The organism is Enterococcus sp. DIV1937, from assembly GCF_050535975.1.
Taxonomy (GTDB): domain Bacteria; phylum Bacillota; class Bacilli; order Lactobacillales; family Enterococcaceae; genus Enterococcus; species Enterococcus faecalis.
Map to the genome: position 1 here is coordinate 508155 of NZ_CP172909.1, position 22371 is coordinate 530525.

Consider the following 22371-nt stretch of genomic DNA (forward strand, 5'->3'; position numbering starts at 1 on the left):
AGAGAGGTATGTTCCTGCATATCTCTCTTTTCATTTTCATAATAACATATTTCCGTCATTTTTGCGAGCGACAAATTATCAATGAAATTCAAGGTTTCATCTAAAATATCCGACCATTTTATGGTAGAATGGGAACAGAGTGAACAGCTGTGCTAAGCTGTTTAAAGAAATACAATCCAATTGATTAATCTGAAAATGAAAATTTCAGTAAATGATAGAAAGAAGGGTATCTATGGCAATTACAGAAGAACAAGTCAAACATGTCGCTAAATTATCAAAATTATCTTTCTCCGAAGAAGAATTAGCGGACTTTACCAATCAACTAGATAAAATTATTGATATGGTGGAATTACTAGAAGAAGTAGATACAACAGGGGTTCCTTTTACTTCAAATGTGAATGAATCAATCAATGTCATGCGTGAAGACGTAGCGACACCAGGAATGGACCGTAAAGAATTAATGCGGAATGTTCCGGAATCAGAGAATGGTTACATTAAAGTGCCTGCAATTATGGATAACGGGGAGGCAGGAGCCTAATGGAAAAATTATACGACAAATCGTTAACAGAGTTACATGATTTATTGGTTTCAAAAGAAATCACTGCAGTTGATTTAACCGAAGAAACATTAAATCGTATTCAAGATACAGAAGAACAACTAGGTTCTTTTATTACAGTTAGTGAAGAAAAAGCAATGGCATTAGCCAAAGCGATTGACTTAAAAGGCATCACTGAAAGTAATCCATTAGCTGGGATTCCAATTGGGATTAAAGACAACATTGTCACAAAAGATATTTTAACAACAGCTGGCTCAAAAATGTTACACAATTTTGACCCAATTTATGATGCGACCGTGATGGATAAAGTCTATCAAGCGGATATGATTCCAGTCGGAAAATTGAACATGGATGAATTTGCCATGGGCGGAAGTACGGAAACGTCTTACTTCAAGAAAACAAAAAATGCTTGGGATCAAACCAAAGTTCCTGGTGGTTCTTCTGGTGGTTCAGCTTCTGCTGTCGCAGCCGGACAAGTCCCAGTTTCTTTAGGGAGCGATACAGGTGGTAGTATCCGCCAACCAGCCGCATTCAACGGTATTGTGGGCCTAAAACCAACTTATGGACGTGTGTCTCGTTTTGGTTTGATTGCTTTTGCTTCAAGTTTAGACCAAATTGGTCCATTGACACGAAATGTTAAAGACAATGCCTTAGCTTTAAACGCAATTAGTGGTTATGACGAAAAAGACGGCACTTCTGCAGGCGTTTCTGTTCCTGATTTTACGGCAGATTTAACTGGCGACATCAAAGGCATGAAAATTGCTTTACCAAAAGAATACTTAGGTGAAGGGGTACAACCTGATGTTCGTGAAGCGGTATTAAAAGCAGCAGAAACATTTAAATCTTTAGGAGCAACGGTGGAAGAAGTTAGTTTGCCACATTCTAAGTACGGCGTAGCGGTTTATTATATTATTGCCTCTTCAGAAGCAAGTTCAAACTTACAACGCTTTGATGGCATTCGTTACGGGTACCGTTCAGACAATGTACAAAACTTAGAAGATGTCTATGTTAATTCACGTTCTGAAGGTTTCGGAACAGAAGTTAAACGTCGGATTATGTTAGGAACCTTCTCTTTAAGTGCTGGTTATTATGATGCGCACTTTAAAAAGGCTGGTCAAGTCCGTACACTAATCAAACAAGATTTTGAGAATGTCTTTGCGGATTATGACTTAATCATTGGCCCATCCACACCAACAGTTGCCTTTGGTCTAGGGGAAAACATCAATGATCCAATCACAATGTATATGAATGATATTTTAACCATTCCTGTCAACTTAGCAGGACTACCAGGCATGTCCATTCCAGCAGGCTTCTCAGAAGGCTTGCCAGTTGGTTTACAAATTATTGGAAAACATTTTGACGAACATACAATGTATAAAGCAGCCTATGCTTTTGAACAAGCGACAGATTTCCATACGAAAAAACCAGTCATTTTAGGGGGGAACGATTAATGAACTTTGAAACTGTCATTGGATTAGAAGTCCACGTAGAATTGAAAACCAACTCTAAAATTTTCTCCTCTGCGCCAGCGCATTTCGGAGCAGAACCAAATAGCAACACAAATGTGGTTGACTGGAGTTACCCAGGTGTTTTGCCTGTCATGAATAAAGGTGCCTTAGAATTTGGTATGAAAGCAGCACTTGCCTTGAACTGTGAAATTTCAAAAGAAACACATTTTGACCGTAAAAACTATTTTTACCCAGATAACCCGAAAGCATACCAAATTTCTCAATTTGATCAACCAATCGGACATGATGGTTGGATTGAAATTGAAGTCGAAGGCAAAAAGAAAAAAATTCGCATTGAACGGGTGCATTTAGAAGAAGATGCTGGGAAAAATATTCACGGCACAGATGGCTATTCTTATGTAGACTTGAATCGTCAAGGTACGCCTTTAATTGAAATCGTTTCTGAAGCAGACATGCGCTCACCAGAAGAAGCGTATGCTTATTTAGAAGCGTTGCGTTCAATTATCCAATTTACAGAAGTTTCTGATGTGAAAATGGAAGAAGGTTCTATGCGTTGTGATGCCAATATTTCTTTACGTCCGTATGGTCAAGAAGAATTTGGTACTAAAGCGGAATTAAAGAACTTGAACTCTATGAACTTTGTAAAAAAAGGTTTAGCTTATGAAGAAAAACGCCAAGCCAAAGTCCTATTATCTGGTGGCGAAATTCAACAAGAAACACGCCGCTTTGATGAAGCAACTAGTACAACGTTGCTTATGCGTGTTAAAGAAGGCTCAAGTGACTACCGTTACTTCCCAGAGCCAGATGTTCCTCGTTTTTCAATTGATGATGAATGGATTGAAAAAGTTCGCGCTAGTTTGCCAGAAATGCCAGCCTCACGTCGTGCCCGTTATATCAGTGAATTAGGGTTACCTGAATACGACGCAATGGTCTTAACTTTAACGAAAGAAATGTCAGATTTCTTTGAAGCAACTTTAGCAAACGGTGCAGATGCGAAACAAGCATCAAACTGGTTAATGGGCGAAGTTTCTGCTTACTTAAACAGTGAAAAAGTTGAATTAGCCGATACTAAACTAACACCAGAAAATCTAGCGGGTATGATTACTTTGATTAACGATGGCACAATCAGCTCGAAAATTGCGAAGAAAGTGTTCAAAGAGTTAATTGAAAACGGTGGAGACGCTAAAGAAGTTGTCGAAGCAAAAGGTTTGGTTCAATTATCTGATCCAGCGCAATTATTACCAATGATTAACGAAGTTTTAGACAACAACCAACAATCAATTGATGACTTTAAAAACGGAAAAGACCGTGCAGTTGGTTTCCTTGTTGGACAAATTATGAAAGCAACTCGTGGACAAGCAAACCCAGGTGTGGTTAACAAGTTATTGCAAGAAGAGCTTTCAAAACGATAAGAAAGTAGCAGGCAAACCATGAAAAAAGCTAGAGTGATTTATAATCCAACGTCAGGAAAAGAGTTAATCAAAAAGAACTTAGCCGATATTTTATCTATTTTAGAAGAATGTGGTTATGAAGCCAGTGCATTTGCGACCACACCAGAAGAAAATTCAGCACGCAATGAAGCACATCGTGCTGCGCGTGCAGGATTTGATTTACTAGTAGCAGCAGGTGGAGATGGGACCATTAATGAAGTCGTGAATGGGATTGCTCCGTTGAAGCGGCGCCCTAAAATGGCCATTATTCCCGCTGGAACGACGAATGACTATGCACGGGCATTGAAGATTCCTCGTGATAATATCGTTAAGGCAGCAGAAGTGATTAAAAAAAATCAAACTGTCAAAATGGATATTGGCCAAGCCGGCAAAAATTACTTTATCAATATTGCGGCGGGTGGTCATTTAACGGAACTGACTTATGAAGTTCCATCAGAGTTGAAAAGTATTTTTGGTTACTTAGCGTACTTAGCCAAAGGAGCCGAAATGTTGCCGCGAGTGAAGCCGATTAAAATGCGCATGACGTATGATGAAGGTGTATACGAAGGCAACGCCTCAATGTTTTTCCTAGGGCTGACTAACTCGGTGGGTGGCTTCGAGCAAATCGTACCAGATGCTAAATTAGATGATGGTAAGTTTTCATTAATTATTGTAAAAACAGCCAATATTTTTGAGATTCTTCATTTAGTTGCGTTAATGTTAAATGGTGGAAAGCATGTTGAAGATCATCGACTAATCTATACAAAGACCAGCTATTTACATGCAGAAACGTTAGAAAAGAACAATAAAATGATGATTAATTTAGATGGTGAATATGGAGGCGATGCTCCAATGACCTTTAAAAATATGCATCAACACATTGAAATTTTTGCAAATGGTGATGCACTGCCGTCCAATGCAATTATGGGTTCTGTCTTAACTGGTAGCGATGAGATTGTCGTAGAATCAGAAGACGAAGAGGAAGAAGCATATAACGAAGCCAGCAAAGAATTTGTCAAAGAAGTTGAACGACTAACAGACGAAGATATTGATGGCGATGGAAAGATTGCCGAAAAAGAAAAGCACTAGGTAGTCCGTGAATAGCTAATGAAAGATTTAGTTGATAAGATCTTTCATTGGCTATTTTTTGACTAAGGGAAAGGGTCTCATTCTTTTATTTACCCAAAAAGCTCAAACGGAATTGCTAAATCGCCATGAAAATTCGTTGTTGCTTTTCTTAGGTATTTTCATTAGAATGAGTGAAGTGTATAAAAAGAAGGAGCGACTTATGAAAAATTATCCAGTAAAGAAAAATGACGTCATTGAAGTAGAAATCATTGACTTGACGCATGAAGGTTTAGGCGTGGCAAAAGTGGACCATTATCCATTGTTTATTGAAAATGCCTTACCAGGTGAAAAACTTGAAATCAAAGTCTTAAAAACAGGCAAAAGTTTTGGTTATGGGAAAGTATTGACTGTCCTAAAAAGCAGTGAACAGCGTGTGCCCGTGAAAGATGAAAACTTTACAAAAGTCGGGATTAGTCCGTTGCAACATTTAGCGTACGGCGCCCAACTATCATTTAAAACGCAACAAGTCGAAAATGTTATGCAACGTGTCGCTAAATTGCCAGAAGTCCCTGTTTTACCAATAATTGGGATGAACGATCCGTGGCATTACCGGAACAAAGCACAAATTCCCGTGCGTAAAATTGACAACCAACTACAAACAGGTTTTTTCCGGAAAAATAGCCATGATTTAATTCCGATGGAACATTTCTATATTCAAGACCCAGAAATTGATGCAGCAATTGTTAAAATCCGTGACATTATGCGTAAATATAGCGTAAAACCTTATAACGAATCTGATAATACAGGGAACTTACGCCATATTGTCGTTCGTCGTGGCTACCATACTGGGGAGATGATGGTTGTTCTAATTACGAGAACACCGAAATTATTCCCAATTAGTAAAATTGTGCCAGATATTTTGGAAGCTATTCCGGAAGTAGTCAGCATTGTACAAAATGTAAATCCAAAACGAACCAATGTCATTTTTGGCGACGAAACCATCTTATTACATGGGTCTAAAAAAATTACAGATACTATTTTTGATTTGAAATTTGAAATTTCCGCGCGTTCATTTTATCAAGTAAATCCACAACAAACAGAAGTGATGTATCAAAAAGTTAAAGAGTATGCGGCTTTAACAGGCAATGAAATTGTGGTGGATGCCTATTGCGGGATTGGAACGATTGGCTTAACTTTAGCCCAAGATGCAAAGCAAGTTTACGGTATTGAAGTAATTGAAGAAGCGGTCAAAGATGCAGAAAATAATGCTAAATTAAACAACATTGAGAATGCCACTTTCACGGCTGGTTTAGCGGAAGAATTATTGCCAAAATTAGTTGAAAATGGCTTGCAACCAGATGTTGTGGTGGTGGATCCACCACGGAAAGGGTTAGACGGTCAATTAGTAAACACATTAATTGAAACGCAACCTGAACGAATTGTTTATGTCAGCTGTAATCCAGCCACACTCGCTCGCGACATTGCATTATTAACAGAAGGTGGCTATGAAGCAAAAGAAATTCAACCGGTGGATAATTTCCCACAAACGACCCACATTGAATCTGTCACGTTATTAACAAAGGCGGTGGATTAAATGAATGAAAAAGAAAAAATGTTAGAATTAATTAAAAAGAAACAAGGTGGTGGCCGTTCTAAAAAAATGGAAACTCCCAAAAATGATCGTAAAAACATGCGCAAAGGGCCTAAAATTTTTAATAAATAAGCGGTTATCAGTAAAAAGTTGTCGCCCATTAATGAAATGGGCGACAACTTTTTTGTTAAAGCATTCCTAGCCAAACAAATAAGTTGTTATTTTGCTAGTAAATCTGTTATTTTAGACAAAAGACAAGGAGGGCTATTCAGTGGAATATGTAACAACATTAGAAGAATTAGAAGAAAAAATTACAGACAATCGTCTACAAGCCGTCTTTTTGACAGCAAAAAATTGTAGTGTTTGTACAGTTGATAAACCGATTGTCGAAAAAATTGCAACAAAATATGAATTTCCTACATACATTGCAGAAGCTGATAAAAGTCCAGAAATAATTGGACAATTAAATGCTTTTTCTGCACCGACCATTATCTTATACTATGAAGGAAAAGAAATTCATCGCCAAGCTAAAATTATTAACTTTCAAGAAATTGAAAAGAGAGTTCGACAAGTACAAGAAAATAGTTAATCAAAAAGGAAGCCACCGATCACGGAGGCTTCCTTTTTGATTATCTCGCTAAATGTTCAGCTTGTTGTTGAGAAAAAAGTTGATAACTGACAAAAACTTCTGCTCTTTTGTTTACTTCTAATTTAACGAAAATATTGTGGATATGTGTTTTTACTGTCCCGATTGATAGGAATAGTTCGTTGGCTATATCTTGATTTGTTTTGCACTCTAAAAGTAACGAAAGCACTTCTCGTTCTCGCTGCGTTAATTGATAGGCATCACAAAAAGGCGCCAAAAGTACGGGTTCATCTGATTGATTTTCTTCCAATTTAGCAGCGTCTTTTTCAAGAACCGACAGAGGAAAATCACGATTACAGAAGTAGATAATGGCGATGGAGAGAATGATTGTATAAATATCTTCAGAAACGTTTCGGTTGTTAATTTTAAAGACAATATCAGAATATTGGTCAATGTTAAAAATAACGAAGGTATCTTCCAAAAGAATCGCCACACCGAAACCAATGCTTAGCCAACCAATAAAACGAAGATATTTTTTCGCAAGGGCTGATAAAGGATCTATTCGTAGTTGATAGAGCGCATAGCATCCAAGGTAAATTAAAAATAGCTGATTGGGTAAATAGTACAACCAAACTTTTAAGGCGGAATTTTGTGAAAATGGAATAGCTAGCATCCATAAACCAATTAAAAATAACCAGACAAATTGATAATTTTTAAAAGGACGACCACTAATAGTATTGATAATAGCCAGATAGGCAAAATTACAACAAATAAAAATGATGGTCTTTAAAAAAGGTGCGGTCATAAAGGTCTGATTATATTCGGTTGCAAACGAATTAATGAACTCAGTCATATAAACAATCACATTGTCACAAATAAAAATAACCATTAAAAAGAGAAGCAATAAAAAAATCGGTTGTTTATTTTTCAAGTAAAGATTTAAGGTAAAGGTTGAAGTAAACGAATATAAAATAATCAACAAGATGTTATAAATAAAAACAAATGTCACGATTGGAAACCCCTTTCATCTTTTATTTTAAGTGAATGATTTTTCAAAATAATTATACCATTTTCAAATCTATGATTGGTCAGAAATTAGAGAGAAATCCGCCTAAACTTTTATAAACCCCTGGTGTACCAACGGTTTATAACCATAAATAAACTTTTTTTAATGAAAAATCACGCCAAAAAAGAAAGCGTTTTCTAACTTTTGGTGGATAGTAAACTCTTCGCTAAAATTGGTAAAGTCAATGTGTAAACAAAAACAACTTTTAGGAGGAACACATCATGAAAAGAGATTACGTTACAACAGAAACATATACGAAAGAGGAAATGCACTACTTAGTCGATTTATCATTAAAAATTAAAGAAGCGATTAAAAATGGGTATTATCCGCAACTGTTAAAAAACAAATCTTTAGGAATGATTTTCCAACAATCTTCAACTCGAACACGAGTATCTTTTGAAACTGCAATGGAACAATTAGGCGGACATGGCGAATATTTAGCACCTGGTCAAATTCAATTAGGGGGACATGAAACGATTGAAGATACCAGCCGTGTATTGTCACGTTTAGTAGATATTTTGATGGCTCGTGTGGAACGTCACCATAGTATTGTTGATTTAGCTAATTGTGCTACCATCCCAGTCATTAACGGTATGTCTGATTACAATCATCCAACCCAAGAATTAGGTGATTTGTGTACCATGGTTGAGCATTTACCAGAAGGCAAAAAATTAGAAGATTGTAAAGTTGTCTTTGTCGGAGATGCGACACAAGTTTGTTTTTCTTTAGGATTAATCACAACAAAAATGGGCATGAATTTTGTTCACTTCGGTCCAGAAGGCTTCCAATTAAATGAAGAGCATCAAGCGAAATTAGCAAAAAATTGTGAAGTTTCAGGCGGTAGCTTTTTGGTCACAGATGATGCAAGTTCTGTTGAAGGCGCTGATTTCTTGTACACGGATGTTTGGTATGGCTTGTACGAAGCGGAATTATCTGAAGAAGAACGTATGAAGGTTTTCTATCCAAAATATCAAGTGAATCAAGAAATGATGGATCGGGCAGGTGCCAATTGTAAATTCATGCACTGTTTACCAGCAACACGTGGGGAAGAAGTAACTGATGAAGTAATTGACGGTAAAAATTCTATTTGTTTCGATGAAGCAGAAAACCGTTTAACATCTATTCGTGGCTTATTAGTATATCTTATGAATGATTATGAAGCAAAAAATCCTTATGATTTAATCAAGCAAGCAGAAGCGAAAAAAGAACTAGAAGTTTTCTTAGACACTCAAAGCATTTAACGGCCAACTGTCCACTGATTGAAAAAATGAATCAGTGGACAGTTTATAAAGAGAGGAAGAGTCTTCATGGAGGGGAAAAAGAAATTTAGTTTAACGAGTGCCATTTTATCAGTCATCTGTGTGGTTTTCGTTGCTGAAGCAGCGGCGCCTGTTGCTGCAATTGGTAATTCTCAGTTTTTTTGGTGGATTTTCTTATTAATTGCATTCCTATTGCCATATGGGTTAATTTCATCAGAATTAGGAACAACTTATATTGGTGAAGGGGGCATCTATGATTGGGTGACCAAAGCATATGGTCATCGTTGGGGTGCCAGAGTTTCTTGGTATTATTGGATTAATTATCCATTGTGGCTAGCTTCATTAGCCGTTATGACGCCAGAACTATTAACGACAATTACAGGTATTAAGTTTTCAACACCGATGATGATTATTGTTGAATTAATTTTTACTTGGATTGTGGTTTGGATTAGTTTTTATCCAGTCAGCGACAGTATCTGGATTCTAAATGGAGCTGCCGTAATCAAGATGGTTTTAGCAGTCTTAATTGGTGGGCTAGGATTGTATGTAGCCTTGACGAAAGGTGTTGCCAATGAATTTACCTTGAAATCAATGCTGCCAACGTTTGACTTAAGGAGTTTATCTTTTATTTCTGTAATCATTTTTAATTTGTTAGGGTTTGAAGTCATCTGTACGTTTGCAGATGATATGGAAAATCCTAAGAAGCAAATTCCACAAGCTATTGTAGCAGCGGGGTTAGTCATTGCGGCCATTTATATTTTTTCAGCCTTTGGAATTGGGGTAGCGATTCCCACCGATCAAATTAGTACCGGCAGTGGTATGATGGATAGCTTTAAACTATTGACAGGCTCGACAGAAGGTTGGTTCATTATGTTGATGGCTTTCCTATTCCTTCTTACGTTGTTCGGCAACATGATTTCTTGGTCATTAGGAGTCAATAATACAGCTTGTTATGCTGCTGAAAATGGTGACATGCCTAAATTTTTTGAAAAACGTAGTAAGAAAAATGACATGCCAATTGGGGCTGCTTTGATGAATGGCATTGTGGCATCGGTGGTCATTGTATTAGCACCAATTTTACCTAATCAAGATTTATTCTGGGCCTTTTTCTCCTTGAATGTCGTCCTATTCTTGTTATCGTATATCCCAGTTTTCCCAGCTTTTTATAAGCTTAGAAAAATTGATCCCGATACACCACGTCCGTTTAAAGTTAACGGAAAACCAGGATTTTTAAAAGTTTTAGTGGTTTTACCAATGATTATGATTATTATTTCACTGATTTTCACAGCAGTACCTTTAGATTTTAGTCCCGCAGCATTAAATGAAAAATTACCAATTACAATTGGGGCAATCATTTTTATTCTGTTTGGTGAAGTAATTATTTACGTGAAAAAAATTAAGAAGGGAACGAAAGAAAATGGCTAAACGAATTGTAGGAAGTACCCCTAAACAAGATGGCTTTAGAATGCCAGGAGAATTTGAACCACAAGAGAAAGTTTGGATGATTTGGCCAGAAAGACCGGATAATTGGCGTGATGGTGGTAAACCTGTCCAAGAAGCTTTTACTAATGTGGCCAAAGCAATTAGTCAATTTACACCGATGAATGTGGTGGTTTCTCAACAACAATTTCAAAATTGCCGTCGCCAATTGCCGCAAGAAATTACGGTTTACGAAATGTCAAACAATGATGCCTGGGTCCGTGATTGTGGACCATCATTTGTCATTAACGACCATGGAGAAATCCGTGGTGTGGATTGGACATTCAATGCTTGGGGGGGATTAGTAGATGGTCTATATTTCCCTTGGGACCAAGACGATTTGGTTGCACAAAAAATTTGTGAAATTGAGCATGTAGATTCTTATCGTACAGATGATTTTGTTTTAGAAGGCGGTTCATTCCACGTAGATGGACAAGGAACAGTCTTGACTACAGAAATGTGCTTATTAAGTGAAGGTCGAAATCCACAACTTTCAAAAGAAGCAATCGAACAAAAATTATGCGACTATTTAAATGTTGAAAAAGTTCTTTGGCTAGGTGATGGAATTGACCCAGAAGAAACCAATGGTCACGTGGATGATGTAGCTTGTTTTATTGCACCTGGTGAAGTGGCTTGTATTTACACCGAAGATCAAAATAGCCCATTTTATGAAGCGGCACAAGATGCGTATCAACGTTTGCTTAAAATGACTGATGCTAAAGGACGCCAATTAAAAGTCCACAAATTATGCTGTCCTGTCAAAAATGTAACCATTCAAGGCTCCTTCAAAATTGATTTCGTGGAAGGAACCATGCCACGAGAAGACGGCGATATTTGTATCGCATCCTATATGAACTTTTTAATTACAAATGATGGCGTGATTGTGCCACAGTATGGTGATGAAAATGATTGTTTGGCTTTAGAGCAAGTTCAAACGATGTTCCCAGATAAAAAAATTGTCGGCGTTAATACGGTAGAAGTTGTTTATGGGGGCGGCAATATACACTGTATCACACAACAAGAACCAAAGCGCTAGGAGGGAAACAGATGTCAAAAATAGTGATTGCATTAGGTGGAAATGCGTTAGGAAATTCTTCGAAAGAACAATTGGCAAAAGCACAAACCGCGGCAAAATCGATTGTTGATTTAATTGAACAAGGCCATCAAGTGGTGATTGCTCATGGCAACGGGCCACAAGTTGGCAAAATTCGCTTAGCTTTTGAGGAAACGAGTCAATCTCCAGAAGATGTCGTGCCGTTTCCTGAATGCACAGCAATGAGCCAAGGCTATATTGGCTATCATTTACAACAAGCAATTGATGAAGAACTAGTAGCCAGAAATTTAGGGGAACAACCAGTTGTTACGTTAATTACACAAGTCGTGGTGGATCCGAAAGACCCAGCGTTTACAAAACCAACAAAACCAATTGGTGGTTATTATGACGAAGAAACAGCCAAACAGTTGATGGCGGAAACTGGAAATGTCTATCAAGAAGATGCGGGTCGAGGCTGGCGACGGGTAGTTCCTTCACCAAAACCAGTTGATATTTACGAAAAAGTTAGCTTGCGAACACTTGTTGATGCAGGACAGATCGTAATTGCTTGTGGTGGTGGCGGGGTTCCTATTGCCTATGATGGTCCAGTCTATCATGGTGTAGATGCAGTCATTGATAAAGACTTTGCGGCAGCTAAAATGGCTGAACTCATTGAAGCAGATGTTTTTGTGGTATTAACTGCAGTAGAACATGTTTTTGTTAAATTTGGTCAAGCAAATCAACAAGCTTTGACCGATGTTACGGTTACGGCAATGCAACAATATATAGAAGAAGATCAATTTGCGCCAGGTAGTATGTTACCCAAGGTGGAAGCGGCCATCAGTTTTGCAGAAAGTAAACCAAACCGCCAGGCGATTATTGGGCTTTTAGAATTAGCTTCGGAAGCAATCAAAGGAGAAAGTGGTACACGAATTACACAATAAATTCTCAGTATTTAACTTTCACAAAAGTCTAAAACAAACGCATTTAGCGGACTATCTTAATCGTTAGAGAGTAGGAAATCGGTCGTTTTGACGGATGTCCTACTCTCTATTTTGTCTTTTTAACGAACAAAACTGTTAGTTGTCATGCAAAAATAAACATAGTAAGATAATCTTTAAATGGTATAGGAGGATAAAAATGTCTAAATTTTTAAAAGTAATCGGAATAATTGCTGTTTTGTTAGTCATAATAGGCGGTGCAGCGTATTGGTTTATACTCAAAAAGTTCACTCCTGAGGCAGAAACCCCAGCAATGTACAATCAAGAGAGAATCGTTAAAACGATTGAAGACCAATTAAAAGAAACAGATGTACAAAAAGCTCGGACCAAAGCACCGTTGATTATTGAAAAAAATATCACTGAATTACAGCAAGCGATTGCCAACGGAGCATTGACCTATGAAGAACTTACGGCGTTTTATTTGGACCGTATTTTACAGTTCGATCAAATAGATAATGGCATGAACAGCATCTCTGAAATCAATCCGCAAGCAATTAAGGAAGCCAAGGCATTTGACCAGCAAGCCTCTCAAACACCGAAGAAGCCTTTGTATGGTATTCCTGTGACTTTGAAAGAAAATATAAATACGACCAACATGATTTCGAGTGCAGGAGCTTATGCCTTACGCACGTTCAAGCCTAAGGAAGATGCGGAAGTAGTTAAGAAGTTAACAGAGGCGCAAGCTTTGATTTTAGGAAAAGTAAACTTATCTGAACTAGCGAATTATATGTCAATGAAAGCACCAAGTGGCTATAGTTCCAAACATGGACAAACACTTAATCCTTATGGGCCACTCAAAATAACACCTTCAGGTTCAAGTTCTGGGAGTGGGGCTAGTGTGACGATGAATATCGGCGCCTTCTCTTTAGGCACTGAGACGATGGGATCGATTGTTTCCCCCGCTTCTCATCAATCAGTGGTTGGTTTTAAACCGACCCACAGTTCAGTAAGTGGCGAAGGTGTTTTGCCATTGGCACCGTCATTAGATACAGTTGGCCCGATTGCCCGAAGTGTCGTTGATGCTGCGCAAGGCTATAATGCGTTTAAGAAAGACACGGTTCCGAGCATTGATTCAACGAAATTTACTAAAAATAACTTACAAGGTCAACGCATTGGGTTGCTAGAAATGCCAAGTGCTGAAGAAGAATTTACGGCTGCTAAAAAGGCCCTCCAAAAAGCTGGAGCAGAAGTGATTCCGTTAACACCAGACATGGAAGGGATTGATGGCGGGAAAGTTATTTCCAATGAATTTAAGTTTGCATTGGAAGAATTTGCGAAACGTTATGACTTACCATTTAAAACACTGGAGGAACTAATTGCGTATAATCAACAAGATAAAAAGGTTCGTGCCAAGTATGGGCAAGATTTATTAGAAGCAGATGTTAAAAAGAAACAACCAGATAAAGAAATCGTTCAAACAACCATTAAAAAAGCACAGCAAACGTTTGATGCGTTGCTAAAAAAACAACAATTAGACGGATATGCCTTTATTGATTCTGAAGGTACGGGTTTAAGTGCTGTGGCAGGATATCCTGAATTGACGGTTCCTTTGGCGAAAAACAGTGAAGGACAACCTTATGGGCTGACTTTTACACAAACTGCCAATAAAGAGCAAACGTTATTTGAGCAAGCTTACAGCTTTGAACAAAGTACAAAAGGACGGATAGTACTTTCAGACAACGAGCTGTTGGCAAACAGTAAAAAAATAAATAGAGATGATCAGTAAAGGGAAACTAGGAATGGCGAAACATCCGTATCAAACCTAATAAAGATAATCGACCTACAAATGAAAGGAATTGTTTGTAGGTCGATTATTTAGGTTAGTCGTTTTTTTTTTGCTTTTTTAGGCGAATGTTTTCATGTAATAAGTTAATAAGTGGCCAGATTCGAGAAATAAGGCCGTCAATTTTTAAGCATATCAATAAAAAGAGTGAACGATGGCTGTGTTTGAAGCATAAATATGTACGGTTGCTTCCGCTTTCGCAACATTAATTTGGAGCGCTACCGTCGTAAAGGGTTCTGCTTCAGGAATTATTAGATGGAAACAAATCCATGAATACATAGAAGATTAAAACAAGATGAAGAAAATATTGTGGCAATAAAGGATATCAGAAAGCTTGCGAAATAACTATATGTAGTATTTTATTATTTTACCAATCAATATATAGTATTAAAATCTTCTTTTTATTCCGAAATCTGATTGACTTGTTTTTTAAAACGGAGTACTCTTATTGAGACGTCAACAGATAAAAGTTTGGTTTTAGGAAGGTCGGAAATTTGTCGTGAATAAGAATTTTTTGGTGAATGATTTTAAAGGTTGGGAAACGAGAAGTTACTTGTTTTTAGCTTTGATGGTGGGGGTACAGTTGGTTGCGTTCGCTATCAATCCATCGAATTGGATTACGTTAGTAGGTGGTTTAGCCGGCATCATTTGTGTGAATTTAATTGCCCAAGGAAAAGTCAGCAATTACATTTTTGGGTTAATCAGTGCAGTGATTATTGGCTATTTTGGGTTAGTGACACGGGTATATGCGGAAGTTCTTTTACAAAGCTTCTATATTATTATGGACATTACAGGGCTTTATGCTTGGCTTCGGGCTAGCGAGGATGGCTCGGGTCAAGTAACCGAAGTAAAAGTTTTAAAAGGTATTCAGTGGTTGTATGCCTTTTTCACGTGGCTGCTCATTGGCGTAGCTGCATATATTTTGTTAGGTTTTGTAAATGATGCGCAACAAACATTAGATGCAATCACGTTCAGTGTTTCAGCGACAGGGATGTTATTGATGATTAAACGTTATCAATCGCAATTCGTGTTTTGGCTACTAGGAAATATTTTTTCAATTTTGTTATGGTTCCGAGCAGGGATGCACGCTGGTGGTGATTATGCGATATTTGTTATGTATTGTATGTATACTTTTAACTCAATTTTTGGTATGTTTAATTGGTTGAAGATAAAAAATAAAATGGAAAAAAATAGGTAGGGAGTTCGATGGCAGTGATTGTTTTAGCAGGTACGATTGGCGCTGGTAAATCTAGTTTAACAGCTTTAATTGCAAACCGTTTAGGTTCAGAAGCCTTTTACGAATCAGTTGATGATAATGAGGTATTACCTTTATTTTATGCGGAACCGGAAAAGTACGCATTTTTATTACAAATTTATTTTTTAAATAAACGTTTTGATAGTATTAAACAAGCATTAACGCATGAAAATAATGTATTGGATCGCTCGATTTATGAAGATTCATTACTTTTTCATTTAAATGCAGATTTAGGTCGTGCCAACGAAACAGAGGTCAAAGTGTACGATGACTTATTACAAAATATGCTCCAAGAATTGCCTTATGCTGCGCATAAAAAAAGACCTGATTTGTTAGTTCACATTCGTATTTCATTTCCCAAAATGTTAGAACGCATCAAAAAACGTGGCCGTCCTTATGAACAAATTGAGACAGATCCAACGTTGTATGATTACTATCAAATGTTGAACGAGCGTTATGATCAATGGTATGAAGACTATGATGAAAGTCCTAAAATTCAAATTGATGGCGATAAATATGATTTTGTCGAAGATCCTGAAGCGTGTCAATATGTCTTGGCGTTAATTGAGAAGAAAATTGAAGAATTAGAAAGATAAATAAAAAGAAGCAAGTCCGGACTTGCTTCTTTTTGACTTAAAATGTGGATAGATAGGCTAAAGTTGCTACTAAATAAAGGAGTGTAGTGCTAAATTATAGAATCGGATTTTAACCTTCCCCTAAGTTAAAATCGGATAATCTATCCATCGACAGTTTAAGTTTGTATAAAATAGCGGTAGCTATTATCAACGAAGTCATTCATCGGTTGACCTGACTTCTCTAGAAGTATACCATCGAAAATAACCAACAGTTGTTCAAAATTTGGACTTAGTAAGTGTAAATTTTGATTGAAAGTTTCTGTAAATCAATCATTTATTCAAAAAATAATGCTCGAAAGAAGGAAGATAAATGAGCCAAATTTGGTTTGAACGCATTCTACGTTGGCGCAAAAAAGCGCAACGATTTTTACAAGGACGTTATGCCCGGTTCGATGAATTGAATCGAACGCTGTTGCTAACAAGTGTCGTGCTGGCGCTCATCAATATTTTTACTGGCTATCTTTGGGTTCGATTATTGATTTTAATCACAGTCGCCTACGTGTATTATCGCTTTTTTTCAAAACATATTCATCCGCGATTGAATGAAAATCAACGGTTTATTCTTCGAAAACAACGCCTAATGCAAAAGGTTCATGCTTTTCGCAAGCGACACATGACTCAGAAAGAGTATCGTTATTTTAAATGTCCAAAATGTCAGCAGTCATTACGTGCGCCGAAAGGACGAGGAACAATCAAAGTCACTTGTTCAAACTGCCAAAATCAATTTATCAAAAAAGTCTGACCTTCTGTGTTTTTTGGTCTAGGCAACTTTCGGACTTGTGGTATACTTGAGAAAAGAAACCATTGGATATTCTAAAAGGGGAATATCTTGTTAAAAAAGGAGAGAAAAAATAATGGAAATTAAACGCCAACAAGAAATTGTTGAAGCGTATCACTATGATATGCGAGTACCTGATTCAGAAGTAGAGACAGATTTACGTGTCAGTTTTTCACCAATTGAAGTAGAAGAAGAAAATTATCCAGAAAACAGCTCAGCACTTGTTGCTCGCTTAGAATTTCGAATTGTCTTTGACGAATTTGTTTTATCAGGGGCGATTAGCCAAATTAATCACATTATTGATCGTAAAATTGAAAAACAAGAAGATATTTCGCAAGAAGAAGTCGATGAACTTGTGCGTCCTTTATTTAGCATCGTCGAACGTTTATCTTATGAAGTAACTGAAATTGCTCTGGATCGTCCAGGTGTTCAATTGAATTTTCAACAATCAGAAGAAGCTTAAACTTTAAAAACAGCGTTTATAACGGATTCCGTTATAAACGCTGTTTTTATTCTTGTGTAGATTTAGCAACCAAAGCTTTTTTTAACTGTTCATAATTTTTTGTAGCGATATCCACATAAGCAATCGGCTGACCAACTTTGGTGATTTTTTCGGGAAGATAGGGAGCGAGCATTTCATTGTACAAAATGAACGCAGCTTCTGGTACTTCCTCTGAAAGAACATCATAACTGATAAAGTCAATTTCATAGGTTGGTTGAAAAAAGGCTTTGATGTTTTGCTGCTCTTTATTTGAAAAGAGCCAAGGACCTCCATTTGCAGGGCTTCCCACAAATAACGTCGCTCCATCACGGTTGACAGAAAGGATCCAACAAATTTTTTGCATACGCTTACACCTCCTAGAACTAAGTATACCACGTCAGCTTAAAAGAAAGAGGACAAAAAACAAATTATTTTTACAGTGACTAGTAAAACAACGCTTGGTGATAGTTTTAAACTATCACAACGGTTATTTTCTATCAAAAAGTAAGCAAATTATCCCACTATTTGCTATAAAATAAGGTACAATAGAACTATCACTGGAAACAGTTTGCTGTTTTCAGGGTATTTACTGGAGAGTGAGTACCGGGAACCTTTACTTCCTTTGATGTACTTGTCATTAAAAACATAGGGAGGAACTAAAATGACAACATTCATCACTGTATTAGTGATCCTTGCATTTATTGCTGTGTTATTCGGTTTCTACCAAATGCAAAAGAAACATTTAAAATTCTCAACACGTGTCTTTTCAGCATTGGGCGTGGGGATTGTTTTAGGTGCAATTATTCAATTTGCTTTTGGTACAGACAGTAAAATTACTACGCAATCAATGGAATGGATCGGGATTGTAGGTAATGGTTATGTAGCGTTTCTACAAATGCTCGTAATTCCGTTAGTATTTGTATCTATCGTAGGTGCATTTACAAAAATGAAAGAATCCAATAAATTAGGAAAAATTAGCTTTAATGTGTTAGCCACCTTACTAGGAACAACAGCAGTAGCTGCCTTGGTGGGGATTGGAACAACCTTAGCGTTTGGCCTTCAAGGGGCAAAATTCACGCAAGGTGCTGCAGAAACGTCAAGAATTGCCGAGTTAGCGACGCGTCAAGATGCGATTCAAGATTTGACGATTCCCCAACAAATCGTTTCATTCATTCCTAAAAATGTCTTTGCTGACTTTGCGGGAACACGACCAATGAGTACCATTGGGGTGGTAATCTTTGCTGCGTTTGTTGGTGTCGCTTATTTAGGCGTTCGTCGTAAAGCGCCAAAAGAAGCTGAATTTTTTGCAAATTTAATTGATAGTTTATATAAAATTACCATGCGAATTGTTACCTTAGTTTTACGCTTGACCCCTTATGGCGTGTTAGCGTTAATGATTAATGTTGTAGCAACAAGTGATTTTGTTGCGATTATTAACTTAGGTAAATTTGTGTTGGCATCGTATGTGGCCTTAATCATTGTTTTTGCCATTCACATGCTGATTTTAATTACTTTAAAAGTCAATCCAGTTACGTATCTAAAAAAAGTTTTTCCAGTCTTGAGCTTTGCTTTTACTTCTCGTTCAAGTGCAGGAGCTTTACCATTAAATATTGAAACACAAACCAAAGCATTAGGTGTCGATGATGCCACAGCAAACTTTGCTGGTAGTTTCGGTTTATCTATTGGACAAAATGGTTGTGCCGGCGTTTATCCAGCTATGTTAGCAACCATCGTTGCACCAACTGTTGGAATTGATGTCTTTAGTTTACAATTTATTTTAATGTTAGTAGCAGTTGTCACAATCAGTTCATTTGGCGTAGCCGGTGTCGGCGGCGGAGCAACCTTTGCTTCTCTAATCGTTTTAGGCGCAATGAACTTACCAGTTGCAATTGTTGGTTTAGTAATTTCAGTTGAACCACTTATTGACATGGCGCGGACAGCTGTTAACGTTAACGATAGTATGGTTGCAGGCGTGTTAACAAGTGCTCGTATTCATGAATTAGATCGTGATGTCTTAAATGATCGCGACGTTGTCTTAGATGCAAATATCTAAATCAATAAAACGAAAAGAGGTCGGGACAGAAGTGTTTAACTCCGAGAAATAAGAAGAAATTTCCGGAAATTGTTCTTTAATTTTTGGAGAATTTCGGCTTATTTCCGAAGGAGTTGCTTCTGTTCCCGCCGTTTATTAGTTTTTGAGCGTGGGACAAAAATCCAAAGTGATTTTTGTTCCACGCTCTTTTTTTGAATTTTAAGCGAAAGTGCAGTAATTATTTAAAAGAACGTATATAATAAGTTGTTAACTAAATTCAAAAGGACGTGAAGGAATGTTTTCAAACCAAGTAAAGATTATGTTATATGTGAATAATGTTGAGGAATCTAGTCAATTTTGGCAAACGTTTGGCTTTGTTGAAAAGGAAAGAGAGGAAGTTGACGGTACATTGGTGGTAGAAATTGCACCAAGTGAATCGGCAGAGACGATTATTGTTTTATATGATTTGGCCTTTATTCAAAAACATTCACCAGAAGTGGCGGGGAATACCCCTTCTCTAATGTTTGCTAGCGATGATATCATTGGTCTCTATAAAAAAATGCAAGAGGCTGGGGTTACTGTTGGTGAAATGGTTCAATTGCCAACAGGCTTAGTTTTTAATTTTGCAGATAACGATGATAATTACTTTGCTGTGATGGGGCAAGAAAGTAAATAAAAAACAGCTTGGCACCAGAATCAATCTAGATTCCGGTGCCAAGCTGTTTTTTATAAAAGTTGAAAGTTTTATAAATTTTACTGAAATCTGTAATTTTCATGAAAATATAGCGTATGATAATGCTGTTAATAGAATAGGCGGAGGTAAGCAGTATGCGTAAACGACATGCAAAGAAAAGACATGGAGGAGTGAATTGGCTTTTTATAGTATGTTTGTTGGTGGTGATTGGTGGTAGTGGTTATTTAATAAAAACGTTCTTTTTCACTAGAGATTCACAAGTTAGTCAAGAATCGAAAGTGGTCTTGGAAGAAGATCGCCGAAGTGATAATTATGCGAATTTAACGAAAGAAATAGTTGCACCAGATAGTGGCGAACTTGATCAAAAAATTCAAGAAACAAATTATATTGGTTCGGCTTTGATCATTAAAGATGATCAGGTTTTAGTAAATAAAGGATATGGCTTTGCCAATTTTGAAAAGCAACAAGCCAATACGCCAAACACAAGGTTTCAGATTGGCTCAATTCAAAAATCTTTTACCACAACCTTGATCTTAAAAGCGATTGAAGAAGGTAAACTTACATTAGATACAAAACTCGCTACGTTTTATCCGCAAATTCAAGGTGCTGAGGATATTACGATTAGCGATATGTTGAATATGACAAGCGGTTTAAAGTTATCAGCAATGCCTAATAATATCGTTACCGATGAAGAAATTATTCAATTTGTTAAACAAAATACCATTCAAGTCAATAAAGGAAAATACAATTATTCCCCAGTAAATTTTGTCCTTTTAGCAGGAATGTTAGAGAAAATGTATCAACGTACCTATCAAGAATTATTTAATAATCTTTATCACAAAACGGCTGGTTTAAAGAATTTTGGCTTCTATGAAACCTTATTGGAACAACCTAATAATTCAACAAGTTATAAATGGACAGAAGACAATTCGTATAATCAAGTGCTCTCAATTCCCGCAGCTAGTTTTGCCCATGAATTTGGGACTGGGAATGTGGATATGACGACAGGTGATTTGTATTGGTACTTACATCAATTAATGAGTGGACACTTAGTTTCCACCGCACTTTTGCAAAAATTATGGACGTCTTCTCAGCAAAGTTCTTATCATGGCGGCATCTATGTTCATGATAATTATTTACGCTTACACGGCGTTGAAGCGGGTCAACAAGCCCTGGTTTTATTTTCAAAAGATATGAAAACCGGGGTCATATTGCTAACTAATTGTGTGAATCCAGCGAAATACAAAGAATTAATTGGTTCGTTGTTCCATGATGTAACCAATTTAACTGTTAAATTTTAAAGCAGAAGCAACAACGATCACTCCAAAGCCTTTTTAGGTTTCTTCTGAGAGACTTTATATTAAAATAAAGGGAAGAACGATCAAAGGGAGTGACGAAGATGAAGCAATCAAAAAATAAACAAGTTGTTATTGGTGAATCAACGAAAAAAAACATTTATCTTCAAGATATAGAACAGGAAACGCAAGCTTTTATTCTCCAAAACAATCCACAATTGACAGCTGAATCGATGATTACATTGGCGGAGTTACTTAATTATCGTTTGGATTACATGAAACAATTGGTCGCAAATGATTCTGAAAAAATCCAACAACTGAATGAATTGGTGGTTCAACATATCAAAGAAGATAAGCTGATTTCCAATAATATGAATGAAAAGATGGAAAAGAAATTAACCTTTGGCCAACGAGCAGCGGATACCATTGCTAAATTTGGCGGTAGCTGGGTGTTTATTGGCTTCTTTTGCTTCGTGTTGATTGCTTGGATCGTGATTAACTCTACCACTTTATTGGGACAACCATTTGACAAATATCCTTATATTTTGCTAAATCTCGCCTTATCTTGTTTAGCAGCTATCCAAGCACCGATTATTATGATGAGTCAAAACAGACAAGAAGCCCGTGATAGAGAACAAGCGAATAATGATTATAAAATTAACTTAAAAGCAGAAGTAGAAATTAATTTATTACATGAGAAAATGGATTATATTATCAATAATCAACTAGAAAATTTGGTGAAAATCCAAAATATTCAAATTGAACTTTTAGGTGAATTGCAAGAACAACTCGCCGCGACTTCTGAAAAGGAGTAGTATATAGAAGAGGTCGGGACAGAACCGTTTAGCTCCGAGAACCAAGTAGGTACTGATTAACATCT

22 protein-coding genes are annotated in these 22371 nt (G+C 37.0%); 20 read left to right on the forward strand and 2 right to left on the reverse strand.

Translation table 11 applies throughout. From position 1 onward, the window contains the following. Nucleotides 1-232 precede the first annotated feature (232 nt). The 7 genes from gatC to IGL13_RS02550 all read left to right on the forward strand — a co-directional run bounded on the left by gatC (nucleotide 233) and on the right by IGL13_RS02550 (nucleotide 6703). Nucleotides 233-538 carry an Asp-tRNA(Asn)/Glu-tRNA(Gln) amidotransferase subunit GatC gene (gene gatC, locus IGL13_RS02520; RefSeq protein ID WP_002355569.1) on the forward strand — a complete coding sequence of 102 codons (306 nt, stop codon included), beginning with the start codon at nucleotides 233-235 and terminating at the stop codon, nucleotides 536-538. Next, nucleotides 538-2007, forward strand: coding sequence for an Asp-tRNA(Asn)/Glu-tRNA(Gln) amidotransferase subunit GatA (gene gatA / locus IGL13_RS02525; protein ID WP_002358701.1), 1470 nt, complete (start codon nucleotides 538-540; stop codon nucleotides 2005-2007). Before gatC ends, gatA begins: the two co-directional genes overlap by 1 nt. Then, nucleotides 2007-3437, forward strand: coding sequence for an Asp-tRNA(Asn)/Glu-tRNA(Gln) amidotransferase subunit GatB (gatB, locus tag IGL13_RS02530; RefSeq protein ID WP_002358703.1), 1431 nt, complete (start codon nucleotides 2007-2009; stop codon nucleotides 3435-3437). Before gatA ends, gatB begins: the two co-directional genes overlap by 1 nt. Nucleotides 3438-3455: 18 nt before the next feature. Further along, nucleotides 3456-4544, forward strand: coding sequence for a diacylglycerol kinase (locus tag IGL13_RS02535; protein WP_002355572.1), 1089 nt, complete (start codon nucleotides 3456-3458; stop codon nucleotides 4542-4544). A gap of 199 nt (nucleotides 4545-4743) precedes the next feature. Beyond that, nucleotides 4744-6117: a 23S rRNA (uracil(1939)-C(5))-methyltransferase RlmD gene (gene rlmD / locus IGL13_RS02540; RefSeq protein WP_002378032.1), complete on the forward strand. Its 1374-nt coding sequence runs from the start codon at nucleotides 4744-4746 to the stop codon at nucleotides 6115-6117. Beyond that, the gene (locus IGL13_RS02545; RefSeq protein ID WP_002355577.1) at nucleotides 6118-6246 is read left to right on the forward strand and encodes a hypothetical protein; all 129 of its coding nucleotides are present in this window, start codon (nucleotides 6118-6120) and stop codon (nucleotides 6244-6246) included. It abuts the gene before it with no gap. 139 nt (nucleotides 6247-6385) lie between these two features. Then, complete coding sequence (locus IGL13_RS02550) at nucleotides 6386-6703, forward strand: thioredoxin family protein (protein ID WP_002355583.1); 318 nt, start codon at nucleotides 6386-6388, stop codon at nucleotides 6701-6703. A gap of 40 nt (nucleotides 6704-6743) precedes the next feature. On the opposite strand, the gene IGL13_RS02555 is transcribed toward IGL13_RS02550, so the two are convergent. Next, the gene (locus IGL13_RS02555) at nucleotides 6744-7589 is read right to left on the reverse strand and encodes a helix-turn-helix domain-containing protein (protein WP_002399138.1); all 846 of its coding nucleotides are present in this window, start codon (nucleotides 7587-7589) and stop codon (nucleotides 6744-6746) included. A 398-nt stretch (nucleotides 7590-7987) separates the two neighbouring features. Here IGL13_RS02555 and ptcA point away from each other — a divergent pair, with 398 nt between their 5' ends. From ptcA to IGL13_RS02600, 9 genes are all read left to right on the forward strand, one after another. Next, nucleotides 7988-9007 carry a putrescine carbamoyltransferase gene (gene ptcA, locus IGL13_RS02560; RefSeq protein ID WP_002355587.1) on the forward strand — a complete coding sequence of 340 codons (1020 nt, stop codon included), beginning with the start codon at nucleotides 7988-7990 and terminating at the stop codon, nucleotides 9005-9007. 66 nt (nucleotides 9008-9073) lie between these two features. Continuing rightward, the gene (locus tag IGL13_RS02565) at nucleotides 9074-10450 is read left to right on the forward strand and encodes an APC family permease (RefSeq protein WP_002355588.1); all 1377 of its coding nucleotides are present in this window, start codon (nucleotides 9074-9076) and stop codon (nucleotides 10448-10450) included. Next, complete coding sequence (gene aguA / locus IGL13_RS02570) at nucleotides 10443-11540, forward strand: agmatine deiminase (RefSeq protein WP_002378034.1); 1098 nt, start codon at nucleotides 10443-10445, stop codon at nucleotides 11538-11540. The genes IGL13_RS02565 and aguA overlap by 8 nt, the downstream gene beginning before the upstream one ends. A gap of 11 nt (nucleotides 11541-11551) precedes the next feature. After that, the gene (gene arcC / locus IGL13_RS02575) at nucleotides 11552-12481 is read left to right on the forward strand and encodes a carbamate kinase (RefSeq protein WP_002378035.1); all 930 of its coding nucleotides are present in this window, start codon (nucleotides 11552-11554) and stop codon (nucleotides 12479-12481) included. 196 nt (nucleotides 12482-12677) lie between these two features. Next, nucleotides 12678-14264: an amidase family protein gene (locus IGL13_RS02580; protein WP_194180207.1), complete on the forward strand. Its 1587-nt coding sequence runs from the start codon at nucleotides 12678-12680 to the stop codon at nucleotides 14262-14264. A gap of 556 nt (nucleotides 14265-14820) precedes the next feature. Beyond that, the gene (gene pnuC, locus IGL13_RS02585; RefSeq protein ID WP_194180206.1) at nucleotides 14821-15519 is read left to right on the forward strand and encodes a nicotinamide riboside transporter PnuC; all 699 of its coding nucleotides are present in this window, start codon (nucleotides 14821-14823) and stop codon (nucleotides 15517-15519) included. Between the two features lie 8 nt (nucleotides 15520-15527). Then, the gene (locus IGL13_RS02590) at nucleotides 15528-16172 is read left to right on the forward strand and encodes a deoxynucleoside kinase (protein ID WP_002355594.1); all 645 of its coding nucleotides are present in this window, start codon (nucleotides 15528-15530) and stop codon (nucleotides 16170-16172) included. Between the two features lie 349 nt (nucleotides 16173-16521). After that, complete coding sequence (locus tag IGL13_RS02595; RefSeq protein WP_002379119.1) at nucleotides 16522-16953, forward strand: hypothetical protein; 432 nt, start codon at nucleotides 16522-16524, stop codon at nucleotides 16951-16953. Nucleotides 16954-17065: 112 nt separating this feature from the next. Further along, entirely contained in the window at nucleotides 17066-17452 is a 387-nt protein-coding gene (locus IGL13_RS02600; protein WP_002358717.1) for a DUF1149 family protein, read from the forward strand. 46 nt (nucleotides 17453-17498) lie between these two features. Here IGL13_RS02600 and IGL13_RS02605 read toward each other — a convergent pair whose 3' ends face one another. Then, the gene (locus tag IGL13_RS02605) at nucleotides 17499-17834 is read right to left on the reverse strand and encodes a hypothetical protein (RefSeq protein ID WP_194180205.1); all 336 of its coding nucleotides are present in this window, start codon (nucleotides 17832-17834) and stop codon (nucleotides 17499-17501) included. Between the two features lie 297 nt (nucleotides 17835-18131). Here IGL13_RS02605 and IGL13_RS02610 point away from each other — a divergent pair, with 297 nt between their 5' ends. The 4 genes from IGL13_RS02610 (at nucleotide 18132) to IGL13_RS02625 (ending at nucleotide 22306) form a co-directional block, all read left to right on the forward strand. Next, nucleotides 18132-19523: an L-cystine transporter gene (locus IGL13_RS02610; protein ID WP_002355598.1), complete on the forward strand. Its 1392-nt coding sequence runs from the start codon at nucleotides 18132-18134 to the stop codon at nucleotides 19521-19523. Nucleotides 19524-19797: 274 nt separating this feature from the next. Next, nucleotides 19798-20178 (forward strand): VOC family protein, encoded by a 381-nt coding sequence (locus IGL13_RS02615; protein ID WP_002363195.1) that lies wholly within the window; start codon nucleotides 19798-19800, stop codon nucleotides 20176-20178. Between the two features lie 152 nt (nucleotides 20179-20330). Beyond that, nucleotides 20331-21497 carry a serine hydrolase domain-containing protein gene (locus IGL13_RS02620; RefSeq protein WP_002355600.1) on the forward strand — a complete coding sequence of 389 codons (1167 nt, stop codon included), beginning with the start codon at nucleotides 20331-20333 and terminating at the stop codon, nucleotides 21495-21497. 98 nt (nucleotides 21498-21595) lie between these two features. After that, nucleotides 21596-22306 carry a DUF1003 domain-containing protein gene (locus tag IGL13_RS02625; protein WP_002355601.1) on the forward strand — a complete coding sequence of 237 codons (711 nt, stop codon included), beginning with the start codon at nucleotides 21596-21598 and terminating at the stop codon, nucleotides 22304-22306. The last annotated feature ends 65 nt before the right edge of the window (nucleotides 22307-22371 follow it).